Source organism: Mesorhizobium sp. B1-1-5 (assembly GCF_006443065.1).
Classification (GTDB): Bacteria; Pseudomonadota; Alphaproteobacteria; order Rhizobiales; family Rhizobiaceae; genus Mesorhizobium.
Map to the genome: position 1 here is coordinate 1 of NZ_VFWS01000017.1, position 12,433 is coordinate 12,433.

Below are 12,433 nucleotides of genomic sequence, written 5' to 3' on the forward strand. Positions count from 1 at the left end.
ACTTTGTTTCGCTTCGTCGTGACGCTGGCGGTTCTTGCAGGCATGGCCCAGCAGTTGCTGAACGGCTCTGAGATCGGCGCCGTTCTGCAGGAGATGGCTGGCAAAAGCATGGCGAAGCACATGCGGCGAGATTTTTGCCGCGGCGATCCCCGTCCGCGCGGCCAACCCCTTGAGATCGCGGGCGAAAACCTGCCGGGAGAGATGGCCGCTATCGGAAGAGGCCGGAAACAGGAACGGGCTCTCGGCAAAGGCCGGCCGCTCGGCCCTTGCGGCGAGCCAGGCGCGCATGGCGGCGCGCGCCTTGGTCGAGAGCGGCACCATGCGTTCCTTGTCGCCCTTGCCGCGCACCATGAAGAAGCGATCGTCGCGCAACGCCACCGTGACCGGCAGGCCGACCAGTTCCGACACGCGCAAGCCCGTTGCGTAGAGCACTTCTACCAGCGCGTGCAGGCGCAACGCAGCCAGCCTGTCGCCGTCCGGCCCGGATTCTCCGGCTTCCTGCGCAGCCCGGTCGAGCAGGCGCCCGGTCTCGGCTTCGCTCATCGTCTTCGGCAGCGGCCGGCCCTTGCGTGGGCTGTCCAGCGTGCCGGTCGGGTCGTCGCCGCGCAGCCCTTCGGCATAGAGGAATTTGAAGAACTGGCGGATCGCCGACAATTTGCGCGCCTGCGAGGTCGGCGCGAAGCCGCGCGCGGCGATGTCGTCGAGATAGGCGCGGATGTCGGCCGATCCCGCGCCCGCCAGTCCGCCCTTGATCGCTTCGGAAGCATCGTCCAGGTCGCGACGATAGGACGAAAGCGTGTTCTCGGCCGCGCCTCGCTCGGCGCTCATCATCTCGAGGAAGGCTTCGATGCGGGCGGCGCTGTTCATCGGGCCGGGATCAGCTCTTTGTTGGTTTTTCGTGGGTCAGTTTTTCTTCGGGTTGAGCTTTTCAGCCGGAATGCGGATGCTCATTTCCGCCTTTTTCGGCTCCACGAACATCGCCAGCGCGAACATCGCGCCATAGGCAATGCCTGCAAGAACCGCCAGCGTCACGACGAAGCGAAACAAAGTCGGCATTCAATTTTCGCCCGTCTTGTTGTTCTGCGTTTCCAAAGCCCTGTGCCCTTATGGGACGCCAATCCGGCCAATTCAAGCACGAAGCACTCCGCTGAACAGGAGGTTTTGCCGGTGAAGCTTCGCGGCCGTTTGTCCGGCCGTGCTTGACGCAAACAGGCTTTTGATGTCGATACGGCGCAAAGAGGCCCCGATGAACGCTCTGCCACCAAATCCGACGGACGAAGGCCGCGTCGCGCTGATCGAACGGCTCGGAAGCCGGTCGATCGTCTTCGTCGGACTGATGGGCGCCGGCAAGACCGCGATCGGCCGCAAGGTGGCGACGATGCTGTCGCTGCCCTTCATGGACAGCGACCAGGAGATCGAAAGCGTCTCGCGCATGACGGTGCCGGAGTTGTTCGAGCGCTATGGCGAGCCGGAATTCCGCGCGCTGGAGCAGCGGGTGATCCTGCGTCTGCTGGAGAACGGACCGCAGGTGCTGTCGACCGGCGGTGGCGCCTTTATGAATGCGCAAACGCGCGAGGCGATTTCCGCGCATGGCGTATCGGTCTGGCTGAAGGCCGATCTGGACCTGTTGATGGAGCGCGTTTCGAAGAAGCAGAACCGGCCGCTCTTGAAGAATCCCGATCCGCGTGGCGTGCTGGAGAAGCTGATGGGCGAGCGCTATCCGGTCTATGCCATCGCCGACCTGACTGTGCCGACGCGCGACGACCGCAAGGAGATCATCGCCGGCGAAGTCGTCGCGGCGCTTTGCGCCCATCTTGGCATCGACGCGATCGCAACGGGCGCTACGAGCGCCACAACTGACGAGGTTCAGTCGTGAGCGAACCGGTGAAGGTCGAGGTCGGTCTCGGCGACCGCGCCTATGACATATTGATCGGCTCAGGATTGCTGGCGCGCTCCGGCGAGGAGATCGCGCGCCGGCTTCCCGGTACCCGCGCGGCCATCGTCACCGACGAAAATGTCGCCGCCGCGCATCTCGACACGCTGAAGGCTGGGTTGGACAAAGGCGGCATCCAGTCCGCTGTCATCACGCTGCCCGCGGGCGAGAAGACCAAGAGTTTCGTCCATCTGGAGGAAGTGGTCGACGGCGTGCTCGGGGCAAGGCTCGAACGCCGCGACGTGGTGATCGCGCTCGGCGGCGGCGTCATCGGCGACCTTGCCGGTTTTGCTTCCGGCATCGTGCGCCGAGGCATGAATTTCGTGCAGATCCCGACCTCGCTGCTGGCGCAGGTCGATTCTTCCGTCGGCGGCAAGACCGGCATCAACAGCGCGCGCGGCAAGAACCTCGTCGGCGTCTTCCACCAGCCCAGGCTGGTACTCGCCGACACCCAGGTGCTCGACACGCTGCCGATCCGCGAGTTCCGCGCCGGCTATGCCGAGCTTGCCAAATACGGGCTGATCGACCGCCCGGCCTTCTTCGCCTGGCTCGAACAGACCTGGCGGGACGTTTTCGCCGGCGGTCCGGCGCGGGTCGAGGCGATCGCCGAGGCCTGCCGCGCCAAGGCCGACGTCGTTGCCCGCGACGAGTTCGAGACCGGCGACCGCGCCTTGCTCAATCTCGGCCACACTTTCGGTCATGCGCTCGAAGCTGCCACGCAGTATGACGGGAGCCGGCTCGTCCATGGCGAGGGCGTCGCTGTCGGCATGGCGCTGGCGCACCGCTTCTCGGCGCGTCTCAACCTGGCGAGCCCCGACGACGCGGAGCGCGTCGAAGCGCATCTGCGCGCCGTAGGCCTGCCGTGGCGGATGGCCGATATTCCAGGCGAGCTGCCGGATGCCGAGGCGCTGCTCGGCTTCATCACCCAGGACAAGAAGGTTTCGCGCGGCGCCCTGACCTTCATCCTGACGTGCGGCATCGGCCAGGCTTTCATCGCCAAGGACGTGCCGTCCTCGGAAGTGCTCTCCTTTCTCAAATCGAGCCATCCCGGATGGCTCGAGATGAGCCATCCCAGATGAACGGCGTCGGCTGGATCGTCGCCGCCGTCCTTGCCGCCATCGTGCTTTTGGCGCTTTTCTTCCGCGCGCGATTGCTTGCCGCTTGCGGCTATGCGTTGCGGCCGATCGAGCCGCCGCAGCGGTCCGAGCGCAACGGCAAGGATGAAGACGGCGACGAACCCCGCCGCGAGGGCACGGCTGCCGAGGAGCGCAATCGGCTCGAGGGCCTGTTCGATCTCGACGAGCTCGAAGTGTCGGATGTCATGGTCCACCGCACCAATATGCGCTCAGTCAATGCCGACAATGCGCCGGAGGCGGTGGTGCGCGAGATCCTGCAGAGTCCGCACACCCGCATGCCGCTATGGAAGGGCTCGCTCGACAACATCGTTGGCATGTTGCACGCGAAGGATCTGCTGAGGGCCCTCAACGAGGTCGGCAACGATTTTTCGCGGATCGACGTCATGAAGATCGCGGCCAAGCCGTGGTTCGTGCCGGACACCACCACCTTGCAGGAACAGCTCAACGCCTTCCTGCGGCGCAAGGCGCATTTCGCCATCGTCGTCGACGAGTATGGCGAGGTCGAAGGGCTGGTGACGCTGGAGGATATCATCGAGGAGATCGTCGGCGAGATCGCCGACGAGCACGACATCGACATGCAGGGCGTCAAAAAAGAGGCCGACGGCTCGGTCGTGGTCGACGGCACGGTGCCAATCCGCGATTTGAACCGCGCGCTCGACTGGGACCTGCCGGACGAGGAAGCCACGACGATCGCCGGCCTCGTCATTCATGAGACGCAGTCGATCCCGGAGGAGAAGCAGGCCTTCACCTTCCACGGCAAGCGTTTCGTGGTGATGAAGCGCGAGAAGAACCGCATCGCCCGATTGAGGATACGTCCCGCCAGCGAGGGTTAGAGCACTAACACGGAGATCTTGACTGGTCGGCTATGTCGCGTTGGCAGGCGGCATGTCTTGGAGATTGGCCGAAACTGTCCGGCCTCGTCATTCCAGGGTTTCCGCGACGCCGCTTTGCGGCTGCTCCGCCCTGGAATGACGAGGTTGGAAGGCTTCAGCCAATGACCCGCGTTTGCGCTGATCTCACCGAAGCGAACGGTGAAAATCTTGCCGCCCGACAACCTTTCAAAACCCGTACGCCTAAGAAAGCAGGCGTCTCAGAGACCCGGCTCAAAGCTCCTTGGTCCAACGCTCGCTGAGCATCGCGCCGGTACCGGCATCGATTGCCGCCAGGCTGACATCATAGCCCCAGAGGTTGCGGATATGGCGCAGCGTCGCGTCGCGGCTCTGGCCCTCGAGCATGACGCCATCCTTGACCACGTGCTTGAGCCGCAGATGCCGGTCGCCGAGCAGGTCGACGTCAACCACCTGGATATCGGGACGGTTGGCGCCGATATCGTAGCTTTGCGCCAACGCCGACCTTATCTTGCCATAGCCGCGCTCATTGTGAATCGAGGCCACCTCATAGTGCGGCTCGTCGGCACCGTCGGCCAGCACGAAGAGGCGCCATTTGCGGATCAGCCTTGGGCTCAGATACTGCCGGATGAAGGATTCGTCGCGATGGTTGGCCCAGGCGTCGAGCAAGGTGTCGCGCCAGTCGCCGCGGCCGGCGATGTCGGGAAACCAGTCGCGGTCCTCGGCGGTCGGCGCGGTCGAGATGCGCTGGATGTCCTGCATCATGTCGAGACCCAGCGCATAGGGATTGATGCCGGAAAAGCGCGGGTCGTCATAGGCCGGCTGGAAGACCACGTTCGAGTGGTTGCGCAGGATTTCGAGCATGGCGCCTTCGTTGATGCGGCCACGGTCGAACAGCATGTTCATGAGCGTGTAATGCACGAAGGTCGCGCAACCTTCGTTCATCACCTGGGTTTGCCGCTGCGGATAAAAATATTGGGCGATGACGCGCACGATCCTGACGATCTCGCGCTGCCAGGGCTCAAGGACGAGACTGTTCTTCTCGAGGAAATAGAGCAGGTTCTCCTCTGGCAGATTGAGCGATTTCTTCCGCTCGGCCGCGTCGTCGTCACCGGCTGTTTTGGTATCGTCGCTCTCTTGCGAAGGCGGTAGTGTCCGCCAGAGATCGTTGAACGAACGCTCCTCGTATTCCAGGCGCTCGCGCAGCCCTTCGCGCTGCTGCTCGGACGACAGTCTCGGCGGCCGATGATAGCGGAACACACCCTGCTCCATCAGCGCGTGGGCCGAATCCAGGATTGCCTCCACGGCTGCCAGGCCATGCCGTTCCTCGCATCGGGCTATGTAGCTCTTGGCAAAATCCAGATAGCTCAGGATGCCGCCGGCGTCCGTCCATTGCCGGAAAAGGTGATTGTTCTTGAAGAAATGGTTGTGTCCCAGCGCGGCATGCGCCGTCACCAAAGCCTGCAGGGCCATGGTGTTTTCTTCCATGAGGTAGACGATGCAGGGATTGGAGTTGATGACCAGTTCATAGGCCAGACCGCGTGCGCCCTTACGGTAGAGCAGTTCGTTATAGAGGAAGTGCTTGCCGAATGACCAATGCCGGTACATCAGCGGCATGCCCACCGACGAATAGGCGTCGAGCATCTGCTCGGAAGAGATGATCTCCATCTGCACCGGATAGATGTCGAGGCGAAGCTCTTCGAGGCCGATCGCTTCGATCTCGTCATAGACCCGGGACAGCTTGTTGAAATCCCAGTCCGACCCGGAAAACAGCAATTCGGATTTGCGCGCTTGGCTGACCATCGGCCTATGTCCCTTCGAGCCTCAGTCCTCAAGCGCTCTTGCGCAGATCAGGTTGCCTGGCGAAGAGCTCGCGGAAGACCGGGTATATGTCGGCCGGCGCGGCGATGCGCCTCATCTGGAAATTCGGCCATTTTCCGTCGACGGCGTTATAGGCGCGCCAGAGCGACGTTCCGTTCTCGGTCGAGCCGAAAATGTGGCTCTCCCGCTCGTCGATGATCTCCACATAGGCGAAATACTGGCAAAGCCGCATCAGCTTGCGGTCGAGCAGTTCTATGCAGCGCTCGGAATCGGTGGCGAAATTGTCGCCGTCGGAGGCCTGGGCGGCGTAGATGTTCCATTCGGCGACCGGGTAGCGTTCCTCGATGATGCGGTGCATTTCCTCGAGCGCGGTGGAGACGACCGTGCCGCCGCTTTCGGTGTGGTAGAAGAACGTATGCTCGTCCACCTCCTTGGCTTCGTGAGTGTGGCGGATGAAGACGACCTCGGTGCGTTCGTAGCGCCGTGTCAGAAACAGATGCAGCAGCACGAAAAAGCGTTTGGCCAGATCCTTCTCGCGCTCACCCATCGAGCCGGAGACGTCCATCAGACAGAACATCACCGCGCTGGCGTTCGGCACCGGCTGGGGATCGAAGCGATTGAACCGGATATCGACCGGATCGACATAGGCAATTCGCCTGCGCCTGCGCTCGATCCGGTCGAACTCCTCGCGCAGGGCAGCGATGCGTTCGCTCATCGCCGCGCTTGCCGGCTTCGCTTCAAGCTCGGCAATCTGCAGGGCGATTGCGTCCAACTCCGCCTGCTTGGGACGCCTGAGCGCGATGCGGCGCCCATGGCTGTTGCGCATCGTGCGTCCGACATTGATGTTGGTCGGCGCTCCGCTTGCCGTGAAGCCTGCCCGTCTCGGCTTGAAGCTCAGTATCTGCTTGAGATTGAGCTTGACCAGATCCGGCAGTTCGAGGTCCTCGAAGAAAAGGTCGAGCACTTCCTCGCGTGACAGCACAAAGCGGAAGTCGTCTTCGGATTCCGTGGTCCCTGGAGCCGATCCATAGCCTCCGCCGCCGCCCGGTTTGGAGATAAGATCGCCAGGGCTGAATGTCCTGTTGCCGGGCAGGATGTGCTGGCGCCTGCCGCTTTCCTTGTCGTCGCCGAAGGTCGGTTCGCTTGTGCCCTTGCGAGGCATCGGCACGGCATGCTCGCGGTCAATGTCGGCGATACGACCTGTCCGGACGTGGTCGCGGATGCTACGCTTGAGATCATCACGGGCGCGTCGGAGGAAGCGCTGGCGATTGCCCAGGCTCTTGTCCTTCGGGTTCAGGCGGCGGTCGATGAAGATCGGCATGGAACCGTCCCGGCTTTGCTCAACCCGCCTTGTTCACGCGCATGTACCAGTCGACCAGCCGGCGAACCTGCCGCTGGGTGTAGCCGCGTTCCACCATACGCTGCACGAATTCGTTGTGCCGCTTCTCCGTGACGCTGTCCTGCTTGGAGCCGAAGCTGATCACCGGCAGCAGGTCCTCGACCTGGCCGAACATGCGCTTCTCGATGACCTCGCGAAGCTTTTCATAGCTCGTCCAGGAGGGATTGCGGCCATGGTTGCGCGCCCGGGCACGCAAGGTGAATTTGACCACTTCGTTGCGGAAGTCCTTGGGGTTGGCGATGCCGGCCGGTTTTTCGACCTGCGACAATTCCTTGTCCAGCACCTCGCGGTTGAGGATTTGGCCGGTGTCGGGGTCCTTGTAGTCCTGATCCTCGATCCAGGCGTCGGCATAGGCGATGTAGCGGTCGAAGAGGTTCTGACCGTACTCGCTGTAGGATTCCAGATAGGCCTTCTGGATCTCATGGCCGATGAACTCGGCATAGCGCGTCGCGAGTTCCGACTTGATGAATTCGAGGAAGGCGGCCTCCGTTTCCTTCGGGAATTGCTCGCGCTTGATGGCCTCCTCGAGGATGTACATCAGGTGCACGGGATCGGCCGCCACCTCCTTGGTGTCGTAGTTGAACGTCTGCGACAGGATCTTGAAGGCAAAGCGCGTGCTGACCCCGGTCATGCCCTCGTCGACGCCGGCGGCGTCGCGATACTCCTGGACCGACTTGGCCTTGGGGTCGATCTCCTTGAGGTTCTCGCCGTCATAGGCGCGCATCTTGGTGTAGAGCGGCGAGTTCTCATGTTCGGCAAGGCGGGTCGAGACGGTGAAGCGGCTGAGAATGTCCAGCACTTCGGGCGCACAGGGGCTGTTTGCCAGCTCGCTCTCGCGCAGCAGCTTCTCGTAAATGTGCCTCTCCTCGGTAACACGAAGGCAATAGGGAACCTTGACCACGAGGATGCGGTCAAGGAAGGCTTCGTTGTTCTTGTTGTTCTTGAACTGCTGCCATTCCGATTCGTTGGAATGGGCCACGACGATGCCCTGATAGGGGAAGGCACCGAAATTCTCGGTGCCGTTGTAGCTGCCTTCCTGGGTTGCCGTCAGCAATGGGTGCAGGACCTTGATGGGCGCCTTGAACATCTCGACGAATTCGAGCAGCCCTTGCGTGGTCCGGTTGAGGCCGCCGCTGTAGGAGTAGGCGTCCGGGTCGGACTGGCTGAAGTGCTCCAACTGCCTGATGTCGACCTTGCCGACCAGGGCCGAGACATCCTGATTGTTCTCGTCGCCGGGCTCGGTCTTGGCGATGGCGATCTGGCGCAGCCGCGACGGCATCAGCTTGACCACGCTGAATTTGGAGATGTCGCCCGACAGTTCGTCGAGGCGCTTGGCCGCCCAGGGCGAAATCAGTCCGTTCAGGCGGCGGCGGGCGATGCCGTATTTGTCCTCCAGCAGATCGCCCATGCGATCGGGATGGAAAAGCCCGAGCGGCGATTCGAAGACCGGGCTGATCTTGTTGCCGACCTTGAGCGTGTAGATCGGGCGCTCCTCCATCAACTTCTTCAGCCGTTCGGCCAGTGAGGATTTGCCGCCGCCGACCGGGCCGAGGAGATAGAGGATCTGCTTGCGCTCCTCGAGGCCCTGCGAGGCATAGCGGAAATATCCGGCGATGCGCTCGATCGTATCCTCCATTCCGTAGAAATCGGAGAAGGAGGGATAGACCTTGATGGTGCGGTTGGAGAAAATGCGGCCGAGCCGCTCGTCCTTGCTGGTGTCGACCAGGTTCGGCTCACCGATCGCCTCGACCATGCGTTCGGGCGCCGACGCATACATGGACTTGTCTTCGCGGCAGGCCAGGAGATATTGCTGCAGGCTGATCTCTTCCTGAGCCGCGTTGGAATAAATCTCCGAAAACAGATCGAAGACGTCTGATTGGTTCTCGCGCATGGTGCTTTGCCTCGGAGCCGGTGGGCTGCCAATCGGCTCATCGCTGCATCAACTGCCGGAAAGCACTGTTTGTTCCCTTCACATGAAGGATAGCGCATGCAATCTGGCATTGACCCGGGGGATACCCGACGCGGCCGAAAATGCTCGCCCCAGAAATACGTGGTGATTGCCGGCGGAGCTTCAAGGTCCTGATTTGGTTTGCTACCCACAAGTTGTCATTATTGATCCAATCGAGGTGCGCGGCGCGCTTGCGCCGCAACCTGGCCGGAGATGACGATGATCGATCGACGCGGCTTCATCGCGGCATCGCTGGGGGCGCTGCTGCCGGCAGGTGCGTCAGCCGCCAGTCGTCCGGGCCGGCAGGCACCGCAAACCGTCGATTACGGTCCGGCTAAGCTCGACATCTACGCGCCGGACGACGCAAACAACTTGCCGGTGGTCTTCTTTGTCCATGGCGGCGCCTGGCGGTTCGGCAAACGCAGCCAAGTCGGCTCAAAGCCGGACTTCCTGCTCGCCAATGGATTCGTGTTCATCTCGATCGATTACCGCATGCTGCCGGAAGCCGATGTCGCCACCCAGGCCGGCGACGTCGAAAAGGCCTATGCCTATGTGCGCGCCAACATCGCCCGATACGGCGGCGATCCCAGTCGCATCGTCGGCATGGGCCATTCGGCCGGGTGCCATCTTATCGCCTTGACCGGCATGCGCGGCGGGTTGCCCGGTGTCGCCGCGCTGATCCTGGACGATACCAGGGCCTATGATCTTGTGGCGTTATCCAGGAATGGCGGCATGGTGGGCGCCTATGCGCGTGCCTTTCCCGACCCGACACAATGGGCGGCGCTATCGCCGTCGACCCATGTCGACGGCAGGAAACATCCGCCGACCTTCATCGCCTATTCGCGCGCGCCCGGGCGAGGCGAAGCGTCGAAGGCTTTCGCGGGACGCCTGCGCGCCACCGGCGCCAAGGTCACGCTGTTCGACGGCAGCGCCTATACGCATATGTCGATCAATCGCGATTTCGGCCAGGACGGCGACGCCCTGACCGCGGCTGTGTTGGCCTTCCTCAAGGCGAGCGTCGGCTGAGAGCTTACCAGCGCGTCTTCTCGCCGGGTGCCGCCGGCTCGATCGCCAGCGCATGCACGCCGGCCTTCAGTTCGTCCGCGAGCAATTCGTTGACGGCACGGTGGCGCTCGATGCGAGCCATGCCGGCAAAGCTCGGCGAAACGATGCGAACGCGGAAATGCGTCTCGCCGGCGCCGTCGAACGTCGCGTGGTGGCCGGACTCGACGTGATGATGACCGGCGTGAAGGTGGCTCTCATTGATGACGGCAAGCCGTTCGGGCGAAAATGCCGCTTTCAGCTTGTTTTCAATTGTCGACTGTATGGACATCCGGGTTTCCCTTCCCCATTTGACGGCATAGCCGCAAGTTGTTGACGGTTGGCCGCAATTTGTTGACGGCGTGGCCGCACCTTGTTGGCGAGGGCATAGCCGCATTTTGTTGACGGCGTAGCCGCAAAATCTTGAATTTCGACCGCTTTTAAGCCGCGATTCAGCGGTTAGGGCGATCATCGGCGAAATGTCAATTCTTGTTTCGCATATGCGAACAGCCCATAAATGGGTGAGATGAAAGCGTATCCCAAATATTTCGAGAAAATTCGAATTCGGCCGGAGAAGGACGCGGAGCTGAAGTCGCGCGCGCCGATCTGCCAGTGGGACGGCTGCAACGAAGCCGGCACGCATCGCGCGCCGGTCGGGCGCCTCAAGGAGGGCGAGTATTTTCGCTTCTGCTTCGACCATGTGCGCGAGTATAACAAGGGCTTCAATTACTTCTCCGGCGTATCGGACACAGAGATCGCCCGCTTCCAGAAGGAGGCGCTGACCGGCCACAGGCCGACATGGCGCATGGGCGCCAATGTCGGCGGGACACGCTCGGCGCCGGATTTCGCGCAGCAGCGTTCGGGGCGGGCCGGCTACTACAACCGCATGCGCGATCCCTTCAACCTGTTCAGCGGCGGAGCACGCGAGCCGCGCGAGCGCAAGGCAAAGCCACTTGAGGCCAAGGCGCTGGAAACGCTTGGCCTTGACACAAAGGCGACTGGTCAGGACATCAAGGCGCGCTATAAGGAACTCGTTAAGCGTCACCATCCGGATGCGAATGGCGGCGACAGAGGTTCGGAAGACCGGTTCCGCGATGTGCTGCAGGCCTATCGCGTGCTCAAGCAAGCAGGATTGTGCTGAGCGGCCCCACGGTACCAAGTCGTTTTTCCAACTTTCATATGGTTGGAAAAGGCTCTAAGACCGCCCCCGGACAAAATCGATTGCCGGCGAAACGCGGCGTTTCGCCCGTGGAGACGTTGATAGTGATGAACAAGGTCGATCGCGACATCGCCAACCTGCCCGACACGACCGTGCCGGTGAAGGAGAAATTCGGCTTCGATTCCAAGATGGTCGTTCCCGCCTATTCGGCGGCGACGGAGCATGTACCGGACATCGACCCGGATTATCTGTTCGACAAGGCGACGACACTGGCGATCCTCGCCGGCTTTGCCTACAACCGCCGCGTCATGGTGTCGGGCTATCACGGCACCGGCAAGTCGACGCATATCGAGCAGGTCGCGGCGCGGCTCAACTGGCCCTGCGTGCGCGTCAACCTCGACAGCCATGTCAGCCGCATAGACCTCGTCGGCAAGGACGCGATCGTTGTCAAGGAAGGGCTGCAGGTCACTGAATTCCGCGACGGCATCCTGCCCTGGGCCTATCAGCACAATGTGGCGCTCTGCTTCGACGAATATGATGCCGGCCGTCCGGACGTGATGTTCGTCATCCAGCGCGTGCTGGAATCGTCGGGCCGGCTGACGCTGCTCGACCAGAGCCGGGTCATCCGCCCGCACCCTGCGTTCCGGCTGTTCGCCACCGCCAACACGGTAGGCCTCGGCGACACCACGGGCCTCTATCACGGCACCCAGCAGATCAACCAGGCGCAGATGGATCGGTGGTCGATCGTCACCACGCTCAATTACCTGCCGCACGACAATGAAGTGAATATCGTCCTGGCCAAGGCCAAGCACTATCGCGACAGCAAGGGCAAGGACATCGTCAACAAGATGGTGCGCGTCGCCGACATGACGCGTTCGGCCTTCATCAACGGCGACCTGTCGACCGTGATGAGCCCGCGCACCGTCATCACCTGGGCCGAGAACGCCGAAATTTTCGGCGATATCGGCATGGCGTTCCGGCTGACCTTCCTCAACAAATGCGACGAGCTGGAGCGTTCGGTGGTGGCCGAGTTCTACCAGCGCGCCTTCGGCGAGGATCTGCCGGAGAGCGCCGCGAACGTGGTGCTGGGGTAGGCGCGCGGCTGAAAAGGCCTCCAGCCTTTCAGCATGAATCGCGCAGGGAATGAT

At 62.2% G+C, this 12,433-nt stretch carries 12 protein-coding genes; 6 read left to right on the forward strand and 6 right to left on the reverse strand.

Annotation, left to right across the window (positions count from 1 at the left end):
• Both FJ980_RS08870 and FJ980_RS08875 read right to left on the reverse strand, forming a co-directional pair.
• Positions 1-867: site-specific tyrosine recombinase XerD (locus FJ980_RS08870; RefSeq protein ID WP_140542540.1), on the reverse strand; the 867-nt coding region annotated here is incomplete at its 3' end.
• Positions 868-903: 36 nt separating this feature from the next.
• Positions 904-1,056 (reverse strand): hypothetical protein, encoded by a 153-nt coding sequence (locus tag FJ980_RS08875; RefSeq protein ID WP_042643428.1) that lies wholly within the window; start codon positions 1,054-1,056, stop codon positions 904-906.
• 190 nt (positions 1,057-1,246) lie between these two features.
• Here FJ980_RS08875 and FJ980_RS08880 point away from each other — a divergent pair, with 190 nt between their 5' ends.
• From FJ980_RS08880 to FJ980_RS08890, 3 genes are read left to right on the forward strand one after another with little or no spacing between them, the layout of a single operon-like run.
• Complete coding sequence (locus FJ980_RS08880) at positions 1,247-1,876, forward strand: shikimate kinase (protein ID WP_140542541.1); 630 nt, start codon at positions 1,247-1,249, stop codon at positions 1,874-1,876.
• A complete protein-coding gene (aroB, locus tag FJ980_RS08885) occupies positions 1,873-3,012 on the forward strand; it encodes a 3-dehydroquinate synthase (RefSeq protein ID WP_140542542.1) in 1,140 nt (379 codons plus the stop codon). Before FJ980_RS08880 ends, aroB begins: the two co-directional genes overlap by 4 nt.
• Positions 3,009-3,902 carry a transporter associated domain-containing protein gene (locus tag FJ980_RS08890; protein ID WP_140542543.1) on the forward strand — a complete coding sequence of 298 codons (894 nt, stop codon included), beginning with the start codon at positions 3,009-3,011 and terminating at the stop codon, positions 3,900-3,902. The genes aroB and FJ980_RS08890 overlap by 4 nt, the downstream gene beginning before the upstream one ends.
• Before the next feature lie 270 nt (positions 3,903-4,172).
• Here the strand turns inward: FJ980_RS08890 and FJ980_RS08895 are convergent, their stop codons facing one another.
• From FJ980_RS08895 to FJ980_RS08905, 3 genes are read right to left on the reverse strand one after another with little or no spacing between them, the layout of a single operon-like run.
• On the reverse strand, positions 4,173-5,720 hold the full coding sequence (locus FJ980_RS08895; protein WP_140542544.1) for a SpoVR family protein: 1,548 nt from the start codon (positions 5,718-5,720) through the stop codon (positions 4,173-4,175).
• A gap of 28 nt (positions 5,721-5,748) precedes the next feature.
• Positions 5,749-7,059: a YeaH/YhbH family protein gene (locus FJ980_RS08900; RefSeq protein ID WP_140542545.1), complete on the reverse strand. Its 1,311-nt coding sequence runs from the start codon at positions 7,057-7,059 to the stop codon at positions 5,749-5,751.
• A 19-nt stretch (positions 7,060-7,078) separates the two neighbouring features.
• The gene (locus tag FJ980_RS08905; protein WP_095767435.1) at positions 7,079-9,028 is read right to left on the reverse strand and encodes a PrkA family serine protein kinase; all 1,950 of its coding nucleotides are present in this window, start codon (positions 9,026-9,028) and stop codon (positions 7,079-7,081) included.
• A 276-nt stretch (positions 9,029-9,304) separates the two neighbouring features.
• Here FJ980_RS08905 and FJ980_RS08910 point away from each other — a divergent pair, with 276 nt between their 5' ends.
• The gene (locus tag FJ980_RS08910) at positions 9,305-10,111 is read left to right on the forward strand and encodes an alpha/beta hydrolase (protein WP_140542546.1); all 807 of its coding nucleotides are present in this window, start codon (positions 9,305-9,307) and stop codon (positions 10,109-10,111) included.
• A 4-nt stretch (positions 10,112-10,115) separates the two neighbouring features.
• Here the strand turns inward: FJ980_RS08910 and FJ980_RS08915 are convergent, their stop codons facing one another.
• A complete protein-coding gene (locus FJ980_RS08915; RefSeq protein ID WP_095767436.1) occupies positions 10,116-10,418 on the reverse strand; it encodes a BolA family protein in 303 nt (100 codons plus the stop codon).
• 225 nt (positions 10,419-10,643) lie between these two features.
• Between FJ980_RS08915 and FJ980_RS08920 the strand changes: the two genes are divergently transcribed.
• Positions 10,644-11,267, forward strand: a complete 624-nt coding sequence (locus FJ980_RS08920) for a J domain-containing protein (protein WP_140542547.1) — start codon at positions 10,644-10,646, stop codon at positions 11,265-11,267.
• A 125-nt stretch (positions 11,268-11,392) separates the two neighbouring features.
• Positions 11,393-12,379 carry a cobaltochelatase subunit CobS gene (gene cobS / locus FJ980_RS08925; RefSeq protein WP_140542548.1) on the forward strand — a complete coding sequence of 329 codons (987 nt, stop codon included), beginning with the start codon at positions 11,393-11,395 and terminating at the stop codon, positions 12,377-12,379.
• Positions 12,380-12,433 lie beyond the last annotated feature (54 nt).